Here is a 24,378-nt window from a genome sequence, read left to right on the forward strand (position 1 = left end):
GGGTGGGTACACATTGAGATAAATCAGCCAGGGTAAAAAGTGGCTGAAGCGATCAGCAAAATAAAAACCGTCACCCATTTTGGGAACGGCTTTCCTATTTGCAAGCAATGAGGACATCGATGTCTTTATGTCACGAACAGGCGGTACATCTTTTAAGGTCTGCGAAGAGGGGGGATGCTTTGGGGGTTTCTAAATACATTGTCAGGGTCATACTTTGTTTTTACACGTCGTAATCGAGAGAAGTTAGCGCCATAGTAAGCGAGCCCAGGATTTTTAATCCCTAAATCTGGAACATTTATATAACTTCCTACGATATAGCGCTGTAACTTTTGACGGGTATTACGAACGATCGCAATATTTTTGGCTGATTCGGATGGTTTGAGCCATGCGCTGCTCCATTCCATATAAAATTGCGGATCACGCCAAAAGAATGCAGTCGCTCGAGGTGCCACACGGCTTACAGCTCCACCCCAGTTGAGAAAGAAAATTCCTGCGTCCTTCTTCCCTGTCACTTTCTCTAAAAATTGACGGATCACCTTGATGGCAGGTTCCGGGAGAGGACGTCTAGCGAAAGCGGATGAGTATTGGCTTCTGACCCGGTGTGTTAGCACCGGGTCGGGGGGTAATAAAAAGCGCACCACTTGCGTGTAGGGTAACAATTGAATGAATTTATTGGGGGTTCCCACGCTTGTAATGGGGGTTAAAAGCCGGACGGCCTCTGCCTTTGATCCAAGGAATAGACCAAGCATCGAGACATTGCCCCCCCTTTTTGGCCCAATGGATAATTCGCTACCCAGTTTGTCATTGACGGTGGGAGCCCATACCTGCCAAGTTTTAAGGACTTCTTCGAATTGATCCCATGGCCAGGTGATGCGAAAGACGGTAGCATTGTCTGGAGCAGGGGGTACTTTTAATTTGTATTGCGTGTAGACACCAAAATTACCGCCACCTCCCCCTTGGGTAGCCCAAAAGAGATCCGCGTTACGGCTTTTGTTAGCACGAATCACTTTTCCACTCGCATCAACCATTTCCAGCTCAAGCAGGTTATCGCTGATGAGGCCTGTTGTCCGTTGGTAGGGACCAATTCCCCCGCCAGGCAAGATCCCGAGCCCAACCGAAGGACTATCACCAGAAGGCATGATAAATCCTTGCCGTGCAAGGGTGTGTGCGAGTCTTCCGACACGGTTGCCTGCTCCAATCGTTGCCGTTCCGTTGACTTTATCTAGCCTGATGTGATTGATATCACTTACATCGATGACAATGCCCCCGTTGACCTGTGAGAAATTACCTTCTAGAGAATGTCTTCCACATCGCGGTCGGATAGGGACATGATTCTCACGAGCCCACTTAATTGCATTGACCACATCTTTTGTTCGTTGAGCAAAAACAAACACTTTGGGGAATCGATCCGTACGGGGATCCCAATTCTTACGGGCCACATTGTATCCGGGATCACCCTGAAAGATAACGCGCCCAGTAAGCTGTGTGGTTGATGTCACTCATCTCCACCCCTTTAGAGCAAATAAACACTGCTACATTCTATGAAGGAGATTAGTGTAGGGAATGGGCTTAGTTTATGATATGATGCCAACCTACAAAATTAAGACGAGAAATTTAATTGTTTGTGGTTGTGCATTATTTTATTTTATAATTTAATATTTATTAGGCTTTGATCTGGCAATCAAAGGAGGAGAGCGTGTGGGAAAATGGCTGAAGCAATCTGTAATGGGTTGGCATAAATAAATACCGCCACCTAGTTTTTAGGGACGGCATGTGTATTTGTAATATTTCATGGAAATGACCCAGTATCATGAATGAATGGATATGACATGAGTAGCGTAGCCCATCGCTTTAAGGTCTGCGAAGAGGGGGGATGCTTTGCGGGTTTCTAAACACATTGTCAGGGTCATACTTCGTTTTTACTCGTCGTAATCGAAAGAAGTTAGCGCCATAGTAAGCGAGCCCAGGATTTTTAATCCCTAGATCCGGAACGTTGACATAGCTTCCCACGATATAGGGCTGTAACTTTTGGCGGGTATTACGAACGATCGCAATATTTTTGGCAGACTCGGATGGCTTGAGCCATGAGGTGTTCCACTCCACATAAAACTGCGGATCACGCCAAAAGAATGCAGTCGCCCGAGGTGCCACACGACTTACAGCGCCACCCCAGTTGAGAAAGAAGAATCCTGCTTCTTTTCCCTCTATGTTCTCTAAAAATTGGCGCATCACCTTGATAGCAGGCTCGGGGAAGGGGCGTCTAGCGAAGCCCGATGAGAACTGACTTCTGAATGGATGAGTAAGCACTGGGTCAGGCTGTAATAAAAAACGCACCACTTGCGTGTAGGGTAACAATTGAATGAATTTCGTGGGGGTGCCCACGCTTGTAATGGGGGTTAATAGTCGGACGGCCTCGGCCTTTGGTCCAAGAAATAGACCAAGCATCGAGACATTGCCCCCTTTTTTTGGTCCAATGGATAATTCGCTACCCAGTTTGTCATTGACGGCGGGAGCCCATACCTGCCATGTTTTAAAGACTTCTTCAAATTGATCCCATGGCCAGGTGATGCTAAAGACGGTAGCATTGGCGGGAGCAGGGGGTACTTTTAATTTGTATTGCGTGTAGACACCAAAATTACCGCCACCTCCCCCTTGGGTAGCCCAAAAGAGATCCGCGTTACGGCTTTTGTTAGCACGAATCACTTTTCCATTCGCATCAACCATTTCCAGCTCAAGCAGGTTATCGCTGATGAGGCCTGTCGTCCGTTGGTAGGGACCAATCCCCCCACCGGGTAGGATCCCAAGCCCAACCGAAGGGCTATCACCAAAAGGCATGATAAATCCTTGCCGTGCAAGGGTGTGTGCGATTCTTCCGACACGGTTGCCTGTTCCGATCGTTGCCGTTCCGTTGACTTTATCTAGCCTGATGTGATTGATATCACTTACATCGATGACAATGCCCCCGTTGACCTGTGAGAAATTACCTTCTAGAGAATGTCTTCCCCCTCTCGGTCGGATAGGGACATGATTTTCACGGGCCCACTTGATTGCATTGACCACATCTTTTGTTCGTTGAGCAAAAACAAACACTTTGGGGAATCGATCCGTACGGGGATCCCAATTCTTACGGGCCACATTGTATCCGGGATCACCCTGAAAGATAACGCGCCCAGTAAGCTGTGTGGTTGATGTCACTCATCTTCACCCCTTTAGAGCAAATAATCACTGCTACATTCTATGAAGGAGATTAGTGTAGGGGATGGGCTTATTTATAATTTATTAGTTAATTAGATGTATGTCTATATTGAAATTAATAATTTATTTATATAATAAATATATTTTTTATTATTTATATAAACACCCCCCTCTTGCTGAGAACGCGCAGTTGAAAAAAGTATAAAAATGAATTGCAATGAATTGCAATTTTGAAAATGATTAAACATAGGATCAACTGAATATTGAGTGTTTTTTAAGGAGGCAAAAAACCATGCTACAAGCCATTGTTTTATTTCAGTGGCTCATTCTAATCGGAATGGGTGGACTTCTCATCTACACCGTGGTTCGCATGTCGCATTTGGAGAAACGTTTAAGAAAAATAGAAATTGTACAAGAGTGGGTGCCTACTCAACCGGAGGTACCCCCTTCTCCCTCTCCACTTGTGAAGGATGATTTGCTTACACATGAATCGGCTCAGCCAATGAGTGAAGGGAATGACGAAGCATATGCCAATGCTGAGCCATTCACACCATATATACCAGCACCCGCTCCCCTCCCAGTAGAACCCAAAGAAAAAAATGGGTCTTCTTTCCTCAAAGAAGGATGGGAAGTGTTTATTGGTGGACGACTATTAAATCGTATCGGGGCGTTTGCCCTTTTTCTTGGGGTTGCTTTTTTTCTCCAATATGCCTTTGAACAAAATTGGATTCATGAATGGATGCGGATTGCTTTAGGTGGAGGAGCAGGCGTTTTCTTGATGGTATTGGGGGAACGATTTCGCAAAAAAAAATTCTCGATTTTTTCCCATGGTCTTACGGGGGCAGGTGTGGCGATTGGATACGTTACGATCTATGCAGCCAATCAATTTTATCATCTCTTTTCAATGGAATTTTCCTTATTACTCATGGCGCTTGTTACAGCAAGTGGTGTAATAAGTGCCCTTCGTGCCCAATCGTTAGCAATCAGTATTCTCTCGTGGTTGGGGGGATTTCTGTCTCCCTTTTTGCTAGGTGCAACAGGTGGGATGAGTGTGGCGGTACTGCTTTACGGAATGTTGTTTAATACAGGGATGATTTGGCTAGGAGGGCGTGGCAAACAGTGGTCACTACTTCATCTCTTGGCACAGGTTACTACGATCTCCTTTGTTAGTGCTTTTTGTTTGAATTCCGCTACCAGTCTGCTATACCCCCTTCTTTTTCTTTTGTATTTTTGGTTAATAGGTATTTTCGGAGAACAGCAACGGTCGTCTGGATTACTGGGGATCGTTACGATTGGTTCAAATGCAATGGTCTTACTCATCATGATGCAAGGATTGGGGCTTACTTTCCAACGGAGTTGGCTGGCATGGTTAATGTTATTGGTTACCGGTTTATATTTGTGGCTGGTTTTCCGACAAAAGGATACCTCCTCGCTTCGCTTAGAAGGGTTACGAGTAGGCATTGCGCTGGTGTCGTATTGTTGGGGAACCGCATGGCTTGTTAGTAACGTACCGCCAGGATTTTACCTTGATCAATCTTCAAGCTGGCTGTTGATTATCCTCTGGACGTTGGCAGCAGTCGCCTTAGGTTGGTGGGCAAATGTGGCGCAGAAAAAGTACTTACGAATCATGTCATTGAGCCTTTTTTGGCTCGGAAGTTTTTTAACGGTAATCAATGGGTTGAGTACGTTGTCTAAATCCTACCCTGTACTAAATAGTCGCATGCTACTGACCATTATCCTTTCTATCAGTATGGGGCTTGTAGCGAAGTGGTTTAGACGAGTCACAAACAACGGTTCGATCAATTGGGAAAGTCATGGGTTACATGGTTCCTGGGCGGTATTCTTATGGATAATGATTTCAGTAGAAATTGTCAGTTGGTTTGATGGTGGGGAGAGTAAGGGGATTACTTTGACGTATTTCTTGATCATTACCTGGTTCGTGTATGGTGTCGTATTTTTTACCAATGGATTACTGAAAAAAGGACCAAGTGCTCTCCTCTGGATTGGAGGGGGATCCTTTGGTTTAGGTACCGTGACATTATTGGTTGTTGCATGGATCTCCCCCCTCCCTGTGACGAGTTATGTACCCTTAGTCAACCTTCGTGGAGCCGCATTTACGATCTTTTTCCTTGCGATAGGGTTGGGGGTGCGCTGGATAAAAAAATCCATGGATATTCCCTCGTTTCTTCGTATGTATGGTCTAGCGTTACCTTCTTTATTCGGGTTTATCTGGGTCACTGTAGAGATTAGTAATATCTACGGGCGGTTACAAATCGGGGCACAGGATTCATTTTTAATTAATGCAGAAGGGCTGACCTTATCAGGGGTTTGGCTAGTTTATTCACTTGGTTTGATGGGCATAGGGATTTTTCGCAACATAAAAATTTTGCGGTGGATGTCCATTGGTCTATCTGGGATCAGCATTATAAAGATTTTCTTATGGGATCTCTCCTTTTTGGATACGGTATTTCGGATTTTGTCCTTTATATTCTTAGGGCTAATTCTCTTGGGGATTTCCTTCCTTTATCAAAAATACCGAGATAGGTTTAAGGTGTGAGATTTAGTGGAACAATCGAAAAGTCGCTGATTTATCAATGAGGATATTAGATGCTGAGATTGGTGAGAATCGAAAAGAGAGTGTGCAGAATTTTAACGAGTAGGATGGATATGTGATGAACACTTGATTCAAGGGAATGCAAGATGAATGGATGCGATGATCCATGGGATTTGGAGAATATTTCCGTTCGGAGCGGATTTAAAATAGAGGGCGCTCTCTTTTAAGGTGGAAGTATTTGTGATACTATATCACTCAGTCCAATTGCTCCCTCGTAAACACCGAGTTCTCCTTCCTAGAGGTAGCTTACGGAACCGAAGTAAAGCCCCTCGCGTGCGCAGTAGGAAGAATTTGTTGGATCATTTGATAAACATGGGATGGAGTCCAATCGGTTTGAATATGATTCAACCACAACCGATTGTGGTAGGAGAGGCGGATCCGTACTCTCCGATTGGAACCTGTCATGAAAAGGCTTACACTTACAATTTTATGCTGTGAAAGATGTTGTTTTCTAAGGAGGAATCGGTATGGCACAAAAAAAAGAAGTGCTGTTGACAGAAGAAGGGCTTGCTAAAATCAAAGGCGAGCTAGAAACCTTTCGTACGAAAAGGCGTCCTGAAGTTGCTCAACGGTTAAAAGAAGCAATTGCTCAGGGAGATTTGAGTGAAAATGCGGAGTATGACGCTGCAAAAGAAGAACAGGCTTTTGTCGAAGCTCGAATTGTTACGTTAGAAAATATGATTCGCAATGCAAAAATCATCCACACGGATACGGAAGATAAAAGTTTTGTTGGTGTGGGAGTAAAGGTAACCATTCAGGAAATACCCGATGGCGATAAAGAGACCTATACAATCGTTGGTAGTGCGGAATCGGATCCGATTTCAGGGAAGATATCCAATGAATCGCCAATTGGCTCTGAACTTATCGGTAAACGAGAGGGCGATACCATTAAAGTTCCTGCTCCTTCTGGCACCATCGAATTTAAGATCGTATCGATCAATTAAAGGTTTTTAATGATCTCCCGTCTTAGACGGGAGATTTTTGCATTGAACTCCACGCGAACCTTTCATATGATGGGTTGGTAAAGGTTAGGTTTAAACGGGTTGTATAAAACCCCCCTAATTTTCAGGGGGGCTTTAAGGAGATGGATGATTAAACCAAGGCATGTAGGGAATCGATTTTGTGGGTAGTTGCCTTTATTCGATCCAGGAGTGGCATTAATGACTGGCGGCTATGGTATTCAACCCATTGTTGTTGTTGATTTTTGATGAGAAGGCGTGGGGGTTCCCAGACCTTCGTCGGTCGTGTGATGATAATCTCTCGGATCGGATGACCCACAGGTGAGGTTGAAAGGACAACCGGCTTAGGAAAACGAAATTTTACGTACTCATCAGGTAAATGGGAGGTACGCATCCCCATCATGCGATCGACCCCAGCTAACACGTGTTCCAGTTCGGATTGGCTGATCCGATTCACCGTAAATGATTTCCCTTTTCCTTGGTGGACTTGAACACCCTTGACTTCTGCAATCCGAGCAGGTGGGGTTGCTGCATCCGAGATAGCGGGTAAAGTAATGCTAAACAGCATGCAAGTCAAACCAAGGATCAAACCAAAAAAGCGATGCATGGAAAAGCCCCCTTTTTTGTATTCCTTCCTATTTTGGGAAAATAAAAGGTGATTCATACAACAAGGGTTCCATGTTGAAATTTGAAGTAGAGACTGTACAGTACTTCTTATACAAGGTGGGACGTTCATGCGTGATATAACTTTTATCCATACAGCCGACTTACATATCGATTTGCCGATTCGTGGATTGAAAGGGGACGAACGTCAACTTGCCACTCGCAAGGAAGATTATCGCAAAACCTTTCTTCGTATTGTGGAGCTTTGCTTGGAACGGAAGGTGAACTTTCTCTTTATTGCTGGAGATTTTTTAGAATATGCAAAAGCAAGACGACAAACGGCAACATGGATTATCAATCAATTTAAAAAAATTCCAGATACGAATATATTGATCTCTCCGGGGAATCATGATCCCTTTCGAGAAGATTCCTATTATCGAACCTTGTCCTGGCCAGAAAACACGCATTTTTTTTCAGATGAATGGGAAACGATATGGTTTCCCGATGCCAACCTTCGAGTATGGGGACGGGGATTTACCCAATTCGAAGAAGGCGTGGCGTCCTATCCTGTTGTCCAGGATGAAACGGAGGAACGGCGTATCATGATCCTTCATGGTACTTTTCCCATGCAAGAGGATTCCCCATACTATCCAATTTCAGAAGAAAAACTTACTCCATTAGCGATGGATTATATCGCCTTGGGTCATATGCATAAGGCAAAGGATATCGAACTGAATAATCAACGAAAAACAAAGGTTTCTTATCCAGGTTCTCCTGAGGCGCTCAATTGGAAAGAAACTGGGGAACGTCGTGTGATTTTTGGTCAATTCACACAAGAATTTCTTCATATCGAATCGATTCCCATCGAACAGCGACGTTATTGCATGGATGAAATCCTTGTAACAGGTTGTAATACTGAAGTGGAACTTCGTGATCGTATTCTTGAAAAAATCCCCCCTTCTGAACAGAACCGGTGCAATTGCTATCGCCTTATATTGCAAGGGCGGCGTAAGATTGATTTTGAACTCTCAGAGGATTGGCTTTTGCTTCAATTGGAGGAGGAAGGATTCTTTTATGTAGAATTGGTCGATGAGACGATCCCTGACTATGATCTGGAGAAATTGGCGCAAGTTGAGGGATTAACCGGAGTGTTTCTACGCAGGATGCAGGAACGTTTGAAAGAAGCAAAGGAAGAGGATCGTGAGATGTTAGAGCGTGCATTGTACCAAGGTCTTGATGCGCTTCTAGCTTCGGAGGTGAGTAGAGGTTGAAAATTGAACGACTCGCTTTCCGAGGTTTTGGGCGATTGGTGGAGCGAACCTTTCATTTTAATGAAGGGTTAAATCTTCTGGAAGCGCCTAATGAAGCTGGTAAATCAACAATGATTCAGGGTCTTGATGCCCTTTTGTATGGGGGGAAGAAAGAGGGGGTTACCCGCAGACAAAAAGCGGATTGGTATGAGGTGTACCAACCCTGGAGCAGTGATCACTATGGGGGAGAGATCGATTTTACTATCGGTGAACAGGAATACCGATTGATTCGATCGTTACGGTGGGAGGATGAAATTGAACAACTGGTAGTAAGAAAGACTGGTCAAGAACTGACCAAAGAATTTGCTATGGATCGACGGAAGGATCGGCAATTCATTGAAGGATTAACTGGGCTGTCTGCTGATCTGTTTAATCGGGTGTTCCATATCGAATCGCAAAAAAGTGGCGATGACCGGCATGTGGTGGAACGAATTCGGCAAATTATTACCCAAGGGGAAGAGACGGATTTAAAGCCGGCCCTCGAGCGGCTTGAACGAGCCATTCAACGGATTGGAAAAACCGAGCAATCGAAAAGTAAACCCTATGGCGCTACGGTGCTGGAGGTAGAACGATTAGGGGAGGAAGTAAAGAAATTACGTCAGTTATATCAAGATTTACGTGGAGATCAAGCTCGACTCGCAACATTGAAGAAAGAGTTGCTCACTGTGGAGAAAGAGGAAAGTCGAGCGAAGGAAGTTGTCACAGAGATGAAAGCCGAAGTACAGCGAAGTGAACGTATTCAAGTGTTGAAAGATCAAGAAGATAATCTTCGCTATCGTCTTTCTCGTTGGGAAGCGACGGCTTCTAAATTTCGTCAATTAGAAGCGAGACGTCATCAAGTGATGCCACAACACCTTTTAAGTGTTGAAGAATGTAAGGAGTTGCAGCGTTTAATTGAAGAACGAAATACTCCAATCACACGATTAGAGGTGATCCATCAACGATTAGCTTATTTAGAGAAGGAAACAAAGCGTGTTGAAGAGGAAAATCAGCAGCTACTAATCCTTGATGAAGCACTCCTGCAGCGACAGATCCACCGTCTTGATGAAGCTTCTCGTCTCGAAGGAAAACTAAAGGTACCGGATGCCAAGGGGACCATGGATGATCGCATTAAAGGCATGCAATTAGAAAAGGATACGCGTCGATTGATGGAGCTTCAGGAACGGGAAGATCGTTATCGTCGTAGTCGAAGAGAGTTAGAAGACGAGGCAGCGACTCTCTCCCGAAGGCTTGATCTTTTTGAACGAGAAGAATTTATTAGTCAAGTCGTCGATTCGCAAATTCCTCCCGGAAAAGCAAGTTCGAAGTGGCTATTCATGGGAGGCGGCGGTCTGATCATTGCTACTCTTATGATGCAACAATCGATATTCTTAGGGTGCCTCATCCTCTTTGGCGGTGGTGTGGCATTCTATCGATATTATCGACTTTGGGGAGTCGACCGACAAGTACATCAAAACTGGTTAGCTCAGCGTTCCAGTATGAAAGAGGACCAGGAGCGATTGCGCAGAGAAAGGGAAGTGACGGAAGAAGAAGGAAGTCGCCTTGAACCTGAAATGCTTCGGACTCACCTCAGTGAAAAACGGACGGTTTTGCAGTCTGCCTATGATGAGTTAGCTGTTGTTATCAAAGAGCAAGAAGGGATCTACAGTCGTTGGAATGTATCATCCCTCGTGGAACTTCATAAAAAGGCAGATGAACAACGAAGTCGGATTCAAGAGCGCGAGACAGCGAATCAACTCGATCGACAGTATCGAGTGCGACTCAAGGAAATTTTCCAAGAGGCAGTTTCTTGGGCGGAAGAAAATCAACTAACCAAACGCTTGGGAGATTATCATATCAACGCATGGTTGGACGAAACGTCGAAGTTGGCAGATGAGGCGCGTCATGCACGTGAAACTGGACAGCGCATTCGACTGGAGACCATTACCTTGACACAGGAGCAAAAAAACCTTCAAGGTGCTCTAGAAAAAACCGATCAAGCGCTGGATCAGTGGACAAAACAACTTGGCACTGAGGATTTTAATCAATGGAGACAATGGATTGAGGCGAGCGAACAAGTACGACAGTTGAATGACCAAATCAGTGAGACCCTCCGTGAAAAAGAGGAATTAACTCAAGCCATGGAAGAGGAAGAATGGGAAAAACGACTCGTGGAAACGGAGGAAGAACTTGCCACACTTGTAAAGGAGGATGAAGGAATTCCTCTCCCTCATTTAAAGGCGGAGCTTTCAGAGGCAGAGGGGGTACTTGGTCGTGTCAGTCACCTTTGTCGGCAAAAGGAAGTCGAGGTATTGAAGCTGGATGAACGGTTACAAGCTCGGGCGGATGGCATGCCATCATTAGCAGAAGGGGAGGTGCGATGGGAAGAAGCCAAGGAACGTTTGAAAACGTTGCAAGATCAACGGACATCCCTTGAAACAGCCAAAGCAGTATTATTAGAAGCGGTCGAAGAGGTACAAGAGGATATTGCTCCTCGCTTGCGTCCATATGCTGCGCGGTGGATTGAGAAGATTACGGGTGGTCGATATCAAGATCTATTAATTAATCCTGCTGAGGGTTTGGAATTAAGCGTCTTTGTACCCGAGACGGGTCAACGACAACCTGTTCAATCCCTATCTCGTGGAACGATGGATCAGATGTATTTTGCACTTCGACTCTCTTTGATTCGTTTTTTCTCAGAAAATATGACACCTTTCCCGGTTATCCTCGACGATAGTTTGGTTCATTTTGATGATCAACGGTTAACGGAGTCCCTTCGTATCCTGGGCGAGTTGTCACAAACTCATCAAGTCATTCTTTGTTCCTGTCAAAAACGTGAAGGGTTTTTGTTAGAAGAATTGGGAATACCCTTTACACGACAAGTGATTTAGGAATAAAAAAGGATGGTTCTGAATGAATGGTAGAAAAACCGATGCAACCCGAAGGGGTTACACCGGTTTTTTTACTTAGAGAAACATGCGATGCATTTGGAATCATTCAGATTGGCGTACAAGAGTTCTTTTGTCAGCGTGGTAAGTAGGATATCCTGTGTAGATGAGACAGTATCGAGAAGTTGGTTTCAAGAAGAGAGGTGAAATAGTTTGTCGGCTCGGATTGTACTTCATCCTGCCATTGAAGCTGTTCGCGGGATGAGCTTATCAAATCTAGATATCCAAGAGGAACAAGGGGTTGTGTATCTCATCCCAAGTGCCCAATCATTAGGTGAATATAAGCGTCTACTCCATCACAGGGGCTTCTCTGGAGAGGATGTACACCTGACCACCTTCGATGCCTTTGTGAGAGGCTTATTGCCTTCATCTTCGGGCCATTTTATGTCGCGTATGGAACAGGAATGGTTAGCGCGTCGTGCAGTAGAGGAAGGAATATGTGAAAACCCTGGTTATTTTCAAGGGATGACCGATCATAAGGGATGGCTTAAAAAAGTAGAAGCGCGCATCGGTGAATTAAAGCGAGCAGGTATTCGTCCAGACCGATTGACGGCACTTTGGAAAGACCATGGAGAGGGTTACCCTGAGTTGGCGCGTGTGTTTCAAACCTATGATCGTCTACTAAAGCAGCAAGGTCTACTTGATCATGAGGAACCTTACTTTTTAGTAATGGATGGGATTCGAAGGCAAGCAATTTCTCTCCCTGACCGGGTAGTTGCTGAGCATTTTCCTGATCTCTCTTTCCTACAAGAGCAACTCTTGATTCAATTGGTGACCGCTGGAGTATCCGTAGAATTGCACTTAGCATGGGATGAAAAGCGACCTCGCTTGTTTAAGGAAACGAAAGAGTTATGTGATCGCCTGAAGAAACGTGGATTCCATATGGAAAAGAGGTCTTGTCATTCAGCAGGAAAGCGACGGGATTCCCTTACCCATTTAGCTCAACAGATTTTTTCGTCTGAACCCAAACAAGTAGAATCTTCAGACGTGAAAGTGTTGGCAGCGCCAGGGGTGGAACAAGAAGTTACCTCGATGGTTGCGCGTTTAAAGCGATGGTTAGAAGAGAGTGATTCGCCATTAGGAGAAGTTGCTTTGGTGACCAATCAAGCAAGCATTTATTTTCCGCTTCTCTTTCCTGCGTTGGAAGAGGCGGGAATCCCTTGTGCACGTTCCTGGTCCCGCCCATTGCGTGAACATCCGCTGATACAAATGATTGTTGCCGCACTATCCTTACAAGGAATGGAAGAGAGGGGGATTCCCCTTGTGCTAGAGAGTCCATTTCTTCCGTGGTTGTCCGAAAGAAGGACGAGGCTATCCTGGACAGTCATTTGGAAACGACTAGGATCCCCTGTGCGAAGTGAGAGGCTGACGCAGCGCATCGAGGGGGTTACTGAAGATGAGCTGGAAAATTGGGAGATTAGCGTTGAAGAATTAAGGGCGTTAACGGACGTATTTCGGTGGATGGAAGCAGTCCCCCAGCAACCCCAATCATGGGTGGAGTGGATCAATTGGTTTCAAGGATGGGTAAAACCACTGGATGACCCAGAGCGAAAGCGTTCTTTAGCACAGGATCCGATGCTCTTACCCCTGCTAGCAGAGGAGTGGAAGGCATGGGTTGCTCTGAAAGAAATCATGGTAACTTGGCAAGAAATGTTTGAACATCGAGTATTTGGCGACCCATTGTGTGATCATCGTCAATTTATTTCTGCGTTGGAACAAGCGACAGAAGCAAAACAGGTGGAAAGGAAGCCGGGTAGAAGAGGGGGTGTTCATCTTCTTGAACCCAATCAGATTCGTGGGGATCGTTATCGAGGGGTCTTCTTATTTGGGTGCGTTGAAGGAGAGTGGCCACGGCCGATTCGAGAGGATTGGTTAATCTCAGATGACGAGCGTGAGCGATTGCGAAGCGAGGGGGTTCAGTTAGCATTCGCCCGTGAGCAACGCTTACGTCAATTAATCCCATTTTTTCAAAGTGTATGTGCTGCAGAAGAAACGATAGTTTTTTCCTATCCAGCAAGTAATGGTGAAGGAAAGAAACGCCTTCCCTCTCCCTACCTCGATGAAGTAAAACGTTTGTTTCCTCCTGGGGGCTTGTCTGAGTCAATATTGGACATCTCGGAGATGATGCCTTTGCCGTGGCAAGAATGTACTTCCCTCCATAAAGGATTGGAACGTGGAATTGCTATTCTAAGTCAAACGGAGCCGGGTAACCAATCGAAGAGGGAGCACGATGTTGCTCGTTCGATCATCAAAGGGATGCGAGAAAAGATGCCTGCCTACATGGAAGGAATCGATGAGAAAATTCGTGTTGAAAAAGAGCGCCAAGATGGAAAAGAAGGTTCGGTGTATCAAGGCTACCTTTCTCCAAGTGTGTGGGGCACCACGGAAGATATGACGAATCGCATATGGAGTGTATCCCAATTAAATGAGCTGATGCAATGTCGCTTTCATTTTTTTGCGAGACGGGTGCTACATACTTCGTCAACCCCAGACGACGACGAGGGGATCACTCCCATGGAGAGAGGAGAATTGATGCATCGTATCCTTTGCCGGTTTTGGGATCGATATCGCATAGGCGGACTTCCGCAATTGGAGGTCGCGGAAGAGGTTCTTACCCGGATTTCCCATGGGGTATGGCAAGAGTTCGTAAGTAACGATCAGCAAGCAAGGAATCCTCATCACCTTCATATCGAACAATCGAGATTAATACGGAGAATGCTTGGGATGATTCAACATGAGTGGCATTGGCGAGAACAAGAGGATGTGGCAGATTTTCGGCCGATGCTACTGGAATATTCCTTTGGTATGCCAATGGATGAGGTGCATCGGAGCCAAGGGGAGGTCGACCCTGCCTCCAAAGAAGAGCCAATCACTCTGGGGCTTGCCAATGGCAAGCACATCCGTTTACGAGGCAAGGTGGATCGAGTCGATCAAGATGATCGGGGACGATATATTTTGTACGATTACAAATCCGGCAATGCACCGGATGTCACACAAATGAAAGCCGGCGCTTATCTTCAATTACCCCTTTATCTATGGGCGCTGCAGAAAGAATTCTCCTTCGATGAAAGAAAAGCGTTGGGAATCTCATTTTTTACGGCAGGTAGAGGGAAGAATGGCCAACCTCCGATGGATAATCGGAATAAAGGATTATGGAGAAAGGAAGAGGCGAAGTCAGCTGGGATTAGTGGACGAGTTGCTGGACTGTTTTCAGAAGAAGAGTGGGATGAAATCATGAATCAGATTCGGGGACAAGTAACCGAGCGATTGGATCGGGTTAGTCGCGGAGATTTTGCAGTAGAGCCGACATGGGAGTGTCCATCCCATTGTTCATACCGTGGGATCTGTCGAGTGAAGGCATATGATCACTAGAAGGGAGGGCAGCCAAGATGGCGGAATGGCAGATGACTGCAGAACAAGAAGAAGCCGTTCATTGCTTAGATCAGGATTGCATCGTATCGGCTGGAGCGGGCTCGGGTAAAACGCGCGTATTAGTGGAGCGATATTTGACGATTTTACAGCGACATTTAATGGAGGATGACCCTTTATCCAAAGTGGTTGCGATGACCTTCACCGAAAAAGCGGCTACAGAAATGATTAAAAGAGTGAGAGAGGGAATTACCTTACGATTACGCTTGGCCCAGGAAAAAGGCCATACCCTTGAAGGGGATCGATGGTATGAAATTCTCTCCGATATGGAGCGGGCACGAATCTCGACGATTCATTCCTTTTGTGCAGACGTGCTACGTGAATTTCCAGTTCAGGCGAAAATTGATCCTGATTTTCGTGTGTTGGATGAATGGGAGGCACATCAATTACGGCAGAAAGCAATAACCAATATGCTGACAGAATGGTTATCGACATCCCATCCGGCTTCCGTTCCTATGGAACGATTGCTACTTCGTTGGGGAATTACAGGGACAAAGGATCGATTGGATCAGTTGTCTCTAGAGATGAGTAGCCATGGATGGGAACCCGGACAACTCGCCGATTTTACGTTGAAGGATATACAACAGACAAAGAACCAGTTGGTTATGGTTGAGCAGGAGCTTTTGAATCAGGTACTAATGGCTGGGGATGAGATGCTTTCACTTAAGGGAGGGAAGTTATGCACCCGTTTTCAGTTGGAGTGGGGTCGTTTAAAAAAAGCGTTACAGTCTGAAGGCGATGCGCATGGCCGAATAGGCCCCTTAGTGGAAATCAAAGCGCTACTCAGAGGGAACTGGGGGAAAAAAGAGGAGATCATCGTTCCTAAGGAGCGGTTAAAAGAAGTTCATATGGAACTTCTCTCTGTTTCTGAAGGATTAGCCTTTATCCATGAAGAAGATGAAATTGCTTCTTATCTTCTTATGGGAATGGAAAGCCTCCATCAGCAATATAAAAAAGAAAAGCAATGGATCGGAGGGCTGGATTTTGATGATCTGCAGTCTCTCACTATTCAATTATTACAACAATCACCGAAGGTGGCTCACAAGATTCGAGGGTCCGTTCGTTATTTGATGGTGGATGAGTATCAGGATACCAATGAATCACAAAAACAATTGATTGATCTTCTTTTACCTGGTCCCCAAGGGGAGCATATTCCTGGCAAATGGTTTGTGGTCGGTGATGCAAAACAATCAATCTATCGCTTTCGTGGGGCGGATGTATCCGTTTTTGGGAGAACCAAAGAGGAGATGGTGGGGGGAGGAGGAAAAGAGGTAGCCCTGCTGGATAACTTTCGATCAGAAGCTTCCTTAGTGGAATTTTCCAATGCCCTATTTAGTCGCTTGATGTCTACCGATCCAAGGAATGATAACTTTTTCCGTAAAACAAGGGCTCATCGCGTTTCAGAAGAAGAGGGGCGGATCGAGTTTCTCCCTATCCCTACACAAGTAGAGGAGGATCCTCGAGCGTGGGAGGCTTACGCAATTGCTGATCGCATTAAGGATCTACTTACCGAAGGAGTACTACCCGGATCGATCGCGATCTTATTGCAGGCGATGACCCATGTGAAAGAGATAGAGCGCGCCCTTAAACAAAAAGGAATTCCCTACTATGTAGCGAAGGGAGATGGTTTTTTTCAGCGACAAGAGATATTGGATCTCTATCATTTGTTGCGGTACCTTGCTAATCCAAGTGATCGACTGGCATGCATAGGGGTACTTCGTTCTCCCTTTTGTGGGATTTCGGATGATACCTTGTATCGAATGAGTCGTTCGGAAGAATGGGAGCGGCAGTGGTTACAAGGGTTGGATAGCGAAGGACTTCTTCCTGAGGAACAGAGAAAATTGAGTCAGTTTCAAGAGTTGTTCAGCCGTTGGCAGGGGTTATGTGGCCGGATTTCCGTGGCTGAACTTGTGGAACGAGCTGTTTACGAATCGGGATACCTTCATGTATCTTGGGGGCTTCATCATGGACCACAGGTTGCTGCCAATGTCGATAAGTTTTTACAACTTCTTCGTCAGTGGCAAGGAGAGTTTCCGTATTCTGTACAGTCCGTCTGTCGTGTGATTGAGCAAGGGATACAAGCAGGTATCAAGGAAACGGAGGCGAAAATCGAGGCAGAAGATGGGGAAAGTGTAAAGTTGATGACGATACATCAATCCAAGGGGTTGGAATTCCCGATTGTCTTTATTCCTGACCTCTCACGAAAACTCCCTCCTGATACAACCGATGTGAAAGTTGACCGTGCAAGTGGGTTGGTATTTTGTTTGCCAGGTGTGGACCTTTCTCGTATGGAGACCTATCGCTGGCAATTGATGAAGAAACGAGAAGCGCAACTGGCACGTGAAGAGTTTGTGCGTCTCTTTTATGTAGCAGTGACACGGGCAGAAGAACGAGTAATATTAAGCGGCTCCCCTGAAGAGCATCACGGAAAAAGTCACGGGGAGATAGTTACCACAGCGGATACCTGGAGTAAATGGTTGGACGGGGTACTTGGATATAACACCATGGATCAACAAGAAGGGTGGTGGACATTCCCTACGTGGGAGGGTCCTCCGATTCGGCTGCTGACCCCGCAAAGTGGAAAATTAGAGGAGCTTTTTGATACAGGGGCGGGGAGAGTAGCTGACGTCGTCATTAATGAACAGGAGGGAGGAGAAGAAACCGAAATTCCTTCACAGATGGTACGGCGAGGTTGGAGGACAGTCGATTCTCAAGTGATTAGCGTGACAGATTTGACGGTATTGGCTAATTGCCCCCGTAAATTTTATTATGCGAAATTATTAGGATTGCCGGAAATGGCCAATGAGGTGGCTCATGAAGGGTATGAGCTATTGGGGACCAAGAGAGCCTCATTTCAGCTTGATCCCCGCATGAAGGGGGAAATCATCCATCGATTGGTAGAAATTCTTCCTCCATCACCAACCACCTTGGAAGAGCGAGACGCTCTTTATCAAAATACTTTTGCCGATTTGGGCGTGAAACCGTCAGATTATCTAGCAACCATGAAGGTGATCGACCCTTTTATCGAAGCGTATCGTCGAAGTCGTTTCTATCGTGATCTTTCCAATCAAACGGGTATAAAACGGGAGGCTCGTTTTATTGGTCACACACGCGGGCTGGAGATTGAAGGGATCATTGATCGTATCCATTGTACTTCGGAAGGGGAATGGGAACTTGTTGATTATAAGACCAATCATGTGTCAGGGCCGCGGGTAGCTGAGGTTGCAAAGGAATACCTTCCGCAACTGTATCTCTATGCTTTGGCTGCCTGGGAAGAATGGGGAATTCAGCTCACGCGTGGAATCTTGTACTTTCTCCACCCTGATGAACAGATTGTATTTGAGATCACAGAGGGCTGGATGGATGAGGCACGGCAGCAATTAGATACTTGGGCTCAATTATTACATGGGAAAGAAGATCCATCTCATTTTCGTCCTCAGCCAGGAAAGCGGTGCACCTATTGTCCTTATCGAATGATTTGTGAAGGAGCAATCATTGAGGAATGAGGTAAGTGATTGCTATGGTATGATAGGTAGATCCTTCTACATACATTTTCATACAACGTGATGGTATGAAAACGGAAGGAGGGAAGGCGTGGATGAAGTTTTAAAGATACCTACCCTATTTAGGAATACTGGTCGCGGAAATAGGTGAGACGAGTTGTTGGAGTTTGTTGGTTCGTTGGTAATCGACGAGCGATATATTATGGTGAATGGAAAAAAGGAGTAGTAGAAATGGAAATGATCAGTGATTTTTTTACCCAATTAATTAGTGCATTTGCCCGGTTGGTTACTACTGGTTTTATTGTCTGGATGGCGTTTGTGGTCTTCATTTTTTTTAAGGAACTTTTTACCCCTGGTGATATTAGAATCAGGGAATATCTTTATCGGGTGTGGCGACGCTTAATCCTTGCTTTTGAACTAACTTCCTACGGTGGTATTGTTGTGGCGGGGTATTTATTGGTTCGTGGCGGAGAAGAGGGAGAAGCGCTATTAAATAGTCTCCTTCTTGTCTGGGCGCTTGTTGGGTCTTGGTTTTTCATGCGTTTGCGTTTACGTGCAGGCCTTCGTAAAAAGCAACGGGAACCCAATAATTCAGAGGGATAAAAGAGTTCCTCTTTACTTCTAGGAATCATTTGTAGATAATATAGGGAAAATGTTTTTTAAATCTCCCCTAGGTGAGTGAGATATGCCGATAGAGGAACTACTTAAAAAAGCAGGCCGTTATTTAAAACAAGAAGAGCTTGAATTGGTGGAGCGAGCTTACCTTTTTGCTGAGGAAGCTCACAAAGGACAGATTCGTAAATCTGGCGAGCAGTATATCCACCATCCCGTTGCAGTCGCTGGGATTCTTGCCGACTTACAGATGGACGCCACCACATTGACGGCGGCGATTCTTCATGATGTCGTAGAAGATACTGGCGTGACTTTGGAGATGTTAGAAGTTGAATTCGGAGAAACCGTTGCGCAGATCGTAGACGGTTTGACGAAATTGTCGAAACGCATGAAGTATAAATCAAATGCAGAGCATCAAGCGGAAAATCATCGCAAGATGTTTGTTGCCATGGCGCAAGACATCCGAGTGATCTTGATTAAGCTCTCAGATCGACTTCATAATATGCGTACGCTAAAGTACTTACCAGAGGAAAAGCGTCGACGTATCTCTAAGGAAACGTTAGAAATCTTTGCTCCGCTTGCTCATCGTCTCGGGATTTCGACGATTAAGTGGGAGTTAGAGGATAGTGCGCTACGAAATATTAATCCTCAGCAATACTATCGCATCGTTAACTTGATGAAAAAGAAACGAGCGGAACGAGAACAGTATCTCGACGAAGTAATTGCTACCCTACGTGAACGCTTGACGACAATGAACTTGACCGCGGATATTTCAGGTCGTCCGAAGCATATTTACAGTATCTACCGCAAAATGGTGAAACAACATAAGCAGTTTAATGAAATCTATGATTTATTAGCGGTACGGGTGGTTGTTGAGTCCATCCGCGATTGTTATGCCGTTTTAGGGATCATCCATACGATTTGGAAGCCGATGCCTGGGCGGTTTAAAGATTATATAGCGATGCCTAAAACGAATATGTACCAGTCCCTGCATACGACGGTGATCGGACCGAAGGGGGAACCGATTGAAGTACAGATTCGTACTAAAGAGATGCATCGCATTGCTGAGTACGGGATCGCGGCACACTGGGCCTATAAAGAGGGTAATCAAGCGGATGGGGTTACCTTTAATGAGAAGCTAAAGTTTTTCCGTGAGATCTTGGAGCTGCAACAAGATACCAATGACGCCCAAGAATTTGTTGAGAATCTGAAGATGGATTGGTTCTCTGATGCCGTGTTTGTCTTTACTCCTAAAGGTGATGTTTTGGAACTCCCAGCAGGATCTGTACCTCTTGACTTTGCCTTCCGGATTCACACGGAGGTCGGCCATCGCTGCATTGGAGCAAAGGTGAACAATAAAATTGTTCCTTTAGACTACCAGTTAAAAACCGGAGATATTGTGGAAGTTCTCACTTCGAAGCACTCCTATGGTCCTAGCCGAGACTGGTTAAAAATTGTCCAATCTTCGCAAGCTCGTAATAAAATTCGTAACTGGTTTAAGAAAGAGCGGCGTGAGGAGAGCGTTACAAAAGGGCAAGAGATGATTGAGGCGTTAATTAAAAAACATGACTATGACCCGAATGAAGTGTTGACGGTGGATCGATTGAAGGAGGTTGCTTCCAAGTTCAACTTCCAAGATGAAACGGATATGTATGCTGCGGTTGGTTATGGTGGGATATCCACCACCCAAGTCGTTAATCGGCTGACTGAAGGGCTTCGTTCCGAGGAAGTGACTCCGCCTGTTCTACCCGATGTAAAATCGATGCCAACCCGTCGTCGTATGGGTGGAGTGAAAGTAAAAGGAGTAGATAACCTTCTAGTTCGCCTCTCCCGATGTTGTAACCCAGTACCTGGAGACGAGATTAAAGGTTTTGTCACACAAGGACGGGGTGTCTCTGTTCATCGCTCCGACTGCGCGAACCTTAACGGTGTGGGTGAGGAGCGGATGGTAGAAGTGGAGTGGGAAGGTGTACCTGATCAATCCTTCAATGTGGAAATTGAGATATCTGGATTGGATCGAACCGGGTTACTCAATGAAGTCTTGCAGGTGGTTTCTTCTACGGGTGTAGAGATTACGGCGGTGAGCGGCCGAGCAGATCGCAGAGGACTGGCCAAAATCGATATGAGTATCTCCATTCGCAACATTAATCACCTCCAATCCGTTGTGGATAAGGTGAAAAGTGTACGAGACATCTATAGTGTTAGGCGGATCATGCAATAATTGGGTTGTTGTTTTGAAGGAGGATGGTTGTGCGGATTGTTCTACAACGGGCCAAGGAAGCCGCTGTTACGGTATCAGGGGAAGTTGTGGGTAAAATTGGACCGGGATTGGTCTGCCTGGTCGGGTTTACAGAAGGAGATGGTGAGGAACAGATTCGTTGGATGGTGGACAAGCTAATCCATCTTCGCATCTTTTCCGATGAAGAAGGGAAAATGAATCGCTCCCTCATGGATACTGGTGGGGCGATTCTATCGGTTTCCCAGTTTACTTTATATGGCGATTGTCGTAAGGGACGCCGTCCTAACTTTATGGCTGCAGAAAAGCCGCTAGTGGCTACCCGATTATATGATCGCTTTAATGAAGTCGTAAGAGATAGAGGAATACCTGTTGAGACCGGGATTTTTGGGGAGATGATGGATGTATCCCTTGTAAACGATGGTCCAGTGACGTTGATCCTCGACAGTCCCAATAACAGTGTTGATGATTCTCCTTGAAGGGATATGCCTCTACTCGTTCTCCTTTAATTCGAAGGGTCCGTGTTTTTTACCCTCTATTTTTGGATATACGCTTGCACTGGTGAGAAGAATGAATCCATATAGTCCCATGGGGACAAGGTACAAACAGGTAGGGTATGCTATATAGGGTTGGTTGTATTGTTTTACCGAAAAGTTGTTTAAAGAAATGAAGGAGGAATTATACATGTCCAACACAAGAGATCATTCACTTGAATCACTCGCTGTCAATACGATTCGAATGTTATCCATCGATGCGGTGGAAAAGGCAAACTCCGGTCATCCGGGAATGCCGATGGGAGCTGCCCCGATGGCTTATGCATTGTGGGCGGGTCATCTAAAACATAACCCAGCTAATCCAAATTGGTTTGACCGTGATCGTTTTATTCTGTCAGCAGGTCACGGTTCTGCATTGTTGTATAGTTTATTACATTTGTTTGGTTATGGGTTATCGATGGAGGAGATGAAAAACTTCCGTCAATGGGGTAGTCTCACTCCTGGCCACCCTGAAGCCAATCATGGGACGCCAGGGGTAGAAGCGACCACAGGTCCTTTGGGACAAGGTATTTCCAACGCAGTCGGATTTGCAATGGCAGAGGCGCATTTAGCTGCTCGTTATAATCAAGATCAATTCCCTGTCATCGATCACTTTACATATACCATTTGTTCGGATGGGGATTTGATGGAGGGGATCTCCCATGAGTCTGCTTCCCTTGCTGGTCATTTACAGCTTGGAAAATTGATTGCTCTCTATGATTCCAATGATATCTCGTTGGATGGGAATCTTGCAGAATCCTTCAGTGAAGATATTCAAAAACGCTATGAATCCTATGGCTGGCAAGTCCTTCGCGTTGAAGGTGAGAACGATCTTAAAGCCATTTCGCAAGCGATTGAAGCTGGCCAAAAGGAGACGACTAAACCCACTTTGATCGAAGTGAAGACGACCATTGGATTTGGTAGTCCTAATCTTGGTGGTACGAATAAGATTCATGGTGCCCCCTTCGGACCCGATGAGCGGGAAGAGGTAAAGAAGGCATATGGCTGGGAATGGGAGGAGCCCTTCTATGTTCCTGGGGAGGTGAGCGACCACTTCCAGGGGTTGAAAGCTGCTGGGGAGCAGGCGGAAGATGCATGGAATCTTCTCTTTGCGAAGTATAAAGAGTCTCACCCTGCCTTAGCACATGAGTTGGAAATGGTGATGCAGGATGAACTACCTGCAAACTGGGAAGAAGCCCTTCCCACATATCAGCCGACGGATAAAGCGGTAGCGACTCGTTCTGCGTCCGGGGATGCGCTAAATGCGGTTGCGCAAGGGGTACCTACCTTCTTTGGTGGTTCAGCGGATCTTGCGTCCTCCAATAAGACCGAGTTAAAGAATCAGGGTGTTTTCCATGCTGAGAATTATGCTGGTCGGAACATCTGGTTTGGTGTACGGGAGCATGGCATGGGTGCTGCGTTAAACGGGATGGCACTCCATGGAGGGGTCCGTCCTTTTGGCGCCACCTTCCTGGTCTTCTCTGACTACTTACGCCCATCAATCCGATTGGCAGCGCTTAGCAAGCTACCGGTCTTGTACGTATTTACCCATGACAGTATTTCGGTTGGTGAAGATGGTCCGACCCACGAACCCGTGGAACAAATTCCTTCCTTGCGTCTCATTCCGAACTTGAAGGTGTTCCGTCCTGCGGATGCGAATGAAACCGTTGCTGCATACCGTTATGCTCTAAATCGTCATGATGGACCTGTACTCTTGGCTCTATCCCGGCAAAACCTTCCGATTCTTGAAGGCACTGCGGAAGCAGCTACTGGCAATGCACTCAAGGGTGGGTATGTGCTAGCGGATTCAGAGGGTACCCCGGATGTAATTTTGATCGCTACGGGCTCTGAAGTGAGCTTAGCCATTGAAGCCCAAGAGAAGTTATTTGAGCAAGGAGTAAACGTGCGGGTGGTCAGCATGCCTTGCCGTGAACTCTTCTTGCAACAGCCAGAGGCTTATCGTGAGTCAGTACTTCCTCATGCAGTGACTGCACGAGTCGCCATCGAAGCGGCTCATCCCGTCGGTTGGGAACAAGTAACCGGTGACAGGGGTGCGATCATTGGGATCGATACCTTTGGTGCCTCAGCCCCTGGAAACCTGGTACTCGAGAAGTATGGATTTAATGTAGATAACGTGGTTACCCATGCAGAGCGTGTAATGAAAGCATAAACAACTCCATAATGACCATGACCCCCTTCGTTAGCGTGATGCTGACGAAGGGGTTTTATTTTAATTGCGCCGAGAATACTCCCAACTTCTACAAGTGGGGGATGAATCGGCGCGTTAGACGAGGGAGGGACATTTTCCCCTCTCGTAAGTCTAACCATCCCCGTATATAATTAAGTACAAGGGAGGTGAACTCATGCACAAAGCGTTTCAATTTCGTTTGTATCCAACAAAGGAACAAGCCATTCTCATTAACAAATCCATTGGATGTAGTCGGTTTGTATTTAACC

General features: G+C 45.8%; 16 protein-coding genes. 13 read left to right on the plus strand and 3 right to left on the minus strand.

Annotated elements, in window-relative coordinates; all coding sequences use genetic code 11:
- Window positions 1-152: 152 nt before the first annotated feature.
- Together CHX35_RS08840 and CHX35_RS08845 are read right to left on the minus strand one after the other, a co-directional pair.
- Window positions 153-1,499, minus strand: coding sequence for an FAD-binding oxidoreductase (locus CHX35_RS08840; RefSeq protein ID WP_091836669.1), 1,347 nt, complete (start codon window positions 1,497-1,499; stop codon window positions 153-155).
- 352 nt (window positions 1,500-1,851) lie between these two features.
- Window positions 1,852-3,195 (minus strand): FAD-binding oxidoreductase, encoded by a 1,344-nt coding sequence (locus CHX35_RS08845; protein WP_091836671.1) that lies wholly within the window; start codon window positions 3,193-3,195, stop codon window positions 1,852-1,854.
- A gap of 292 nt (window positions 3,196-3,487) precedes the next feature.
- Between CHX35_RS08845 and CHX35_RS08850 the strand changes: the two genes are divergently transcribed.
- The 3 genes from CHX35_RS08850 to greA all read left to right on the plus strand — a co-directional run bounded on the left by CHX35_RS08850 (window position 3,488) and on the right by greA (window position 6,753).
- Entirely contained in the window at window positions 3,488-5,752 is a 2,265-nt protein-coding gene (locus tag CHX35_RS08850; RefSeq protein WP_091836673.1) for a DUF2339 domain-containing protein, read from the plus strand.
- 351 nt (window positions 5,753-6,103) lie between these two features.
- Window positions 6,104-6,247: a hypothetical protein gene (locus tag CHX35_RS17535; protein ID WP_176391990.1), complete on the plus strand. Its 144-nt coding sequence runs from the start codon at window positions 6,104-6,106 to the stop codon at window positions 6,245-6,247.
- A gap of 29 nt (window positions 6,248-6,276) precedes the next feature.
- On the plus strand, window positions 6,277-6,753 hold the full coding sequence (greA, locus tag CHX35_RS08855; RefSeq protein ID WP_091836675.1) for a transcription elongation factor GreA: 477 nt from the start codon (window positions 6,277-6,279) through the stop codon (window positions 6,751-6,753).
- 148 nt (window positions 6,754-6,901) lie between these two features.
- Here greA and CHX35_RS08860 read toward each other — a convergent pair whose 3' ends face one another.
- Window positions 6,902-7,375 carry a hypothetical protein gene (locus CHX35_RS08860; protein ID WP_091836677.1) on the minus strand — a complete coding sequence of 158 codons (474 nt, stop codon included), beginning with the start codon at window positions 7,373-7,375 and terminating at the stop codon, window positions 6,902-6,904.
- Between the two features lie 127 nt (window positions 7,376-7,502).
- Between CHX35_RS08860 and CHX35_RS08865 the strand changes: the two genes are divergently transcribed.
- From CHX35_RS08865 to CHX35_RS08905, 10 genes are all read left to right on the plus strand, one after another.
- Window positions 7,503-8,642, plus strand: a complete 1,140-nt coding sequence (locus tag CHX35_RS08865) for a metallophosphoesterase family protein (protein WP_091836678.1) — start codon at window positions 7,503-7,505, stop codon at window positions 8,640-8,642.
- Complete coding sequence (locus CHX35_RS08870) at window positions 8,639-11,551, plus strand: AAA family ATPase (RefSeq protein ID WP_091836679.1); 2,913 nt, start codon at window positions 8,639-8,641, stop codon at window positions 11,549-11,551. Before CHX35_RS08865 ends, CHX35_RS08870 begins: the two co-directional genes overlap by 4 nt.
- A 26-nt stretch (window positions 11,552-11,577) precedes the next feature.
- Window positions 11,578-11,700 (plus strand): hypothetical protein, encoded by a 123-nt coding sequence (locus CHX35_RS18010; RefSeq protein WP_281252070.1) that lies wholly within the window; start codon window positions 11,578-11,580, stop codon window positions 11,698-11,700.
- A 61-nt stretch (window positions 11,701-11,761) separates the two neighbouring features.
- Complete coding sequence (locus tag CHX35_RS08875) at window positions 11,762-14,980, plus strand: PD-(D/E)XK nuclease family protein (protein ID WP_091836681.1); 3,219 nt, start codon at window positions 11,762-11,764, stop codon at window positions 14,978-14,980.
- Window positions 14,981-14,997: 17 nt separating this feature from the next.
- Window positions 14,998-18,543, plus strand: a complete 3,546-nt coding sequence (locus tag CHX35_RS08880; RefSeq protein WP_091836683.1) for a UvrD-helicase domain-containing protein — start codon at window positions 14,998-15,000, stop codon at window positions 18,541-18,543.
- Window positions 18,544-18,771: 228 nt separating this feature from the next.
- Window positions 18,772-19,143, plus strand: coding sequence for a hypothetical protein (locus CHX35_RS08885; protein WP_091836684.1), 372 nt, complete (start codon window positions 18,772-18,774; stop codon window positions 19,141-19,143).
- A gap of 82 nt (window positions 19,144-19,225) precedes the next feature.
- Entirely contained in the window at window positions 19,226-21,373 is a 2,148-nt protein-coding gene (locus CHX35_RS08890) for a RelA/SpoT family protein (RefSeq protein ID WP_091836686.1), read from the plus strand.
- 29 nt (window positions 21,374-21,402) lie between these two features.
- Entirely contained in the window at window positions 21,403-21,867 is a 465-nt protein-coding gene (dtd, locus tag CHX35_RS08895; RefSeq protein ID WP_091836687.1) for a D-aminoacyl-tRNA deacylase, read from the plus strand.
- Window positions 21,868-22,072: 205 nt separating this feature from the next.
- Window positions 22,073-24,091 (plus strand): transketolase, encoded by a 2,019-nt coding sequence (gene tkt, locus CHX35_RS08900; protein WP_091836688.1) that lies wholly within the window; start codon window positions 22,073-22,075, stop codon window positions 24,089-24,091.
- A gap of 193 nt (window positions 24,092-24,284) precedes the next feature.
- Window positions 24,285-24,378 (plus strand): helix-turn-helix domain-containing protein (locus CHX35_RS08905; RefSeq protein WP_140413582.1); only part of this gene is annotated, 94 nt, incomplete at its 3' end.

The sequence above is a fragment of the Marininema halotolerans genome, assembly GCF_900116235.1.
Lineage (GTDB): Bacteria > Bacillota > Bacilli > Thermoactinomycetales > DSM-45169 > Marininema > Marininema halotolerans.

Coding starts and splice junctions, on each gene's coding strand:
- CHX35_RS08880 (WP_091836683.1), top strand. CDS start 14,998: ATGGCGGAATGGCAGATGACTGCAGAACAAGAAGAAGCCGTTCATTGC.
- CHX35_RS08850 (WP_091836673.1), top strand. CDS start 3,488: ATGCTACAAGCCATTGTTTTATTTCAGTGGCTCATTCTAATCGGAATG.
- greA (WP_091836675.1), top strand. CDS start 6,277: ATGGCACAAAAAAAAGAAGTGCTGTTGACAGAAGAAGGGCTTGCTAAA.
- CHX35_RS08885 (WP_091836684.1), top strand. CDS start 18,772: ATGGAAATGATCAGTGATTTTTTTACCCAATTAATTAGTGCATTTGCC.
- CHX35_RS08890 (WP_091836686.1), top strand. CDS start 19,226: ATGCCGATAGAGGAACTACTTAAAAAAGCAGGCCGTTATTTAAAACAA.
- CHX35_RS08860 (WP_091836677.1), bottom strand. CDS start 7,375: ATGCATCGCTTTTTTGGTTTGATCCTTGGTTTGACTTGCATGCTGTTT.
- CHX35_RS08865 (WP_091836678.1), top strand. CDS start 7,503: ATGCGTGATATAACTTTTATCCATACAGCCGACTTACATATCGATTTG.
- CHX35_RS18010 (WP_281252070.1), top strand. CDS start 11,578: ATGGTAGAAAAACCGATGCAACCCGAAGGGGTTACACCGGTTTTTTTA.
- tkt (WP_091836688.1), top strand. CDS start 22,073: ATGTCCAACACAAGAGATCATTCACTTGAATCACTCGCTGTCAATACG.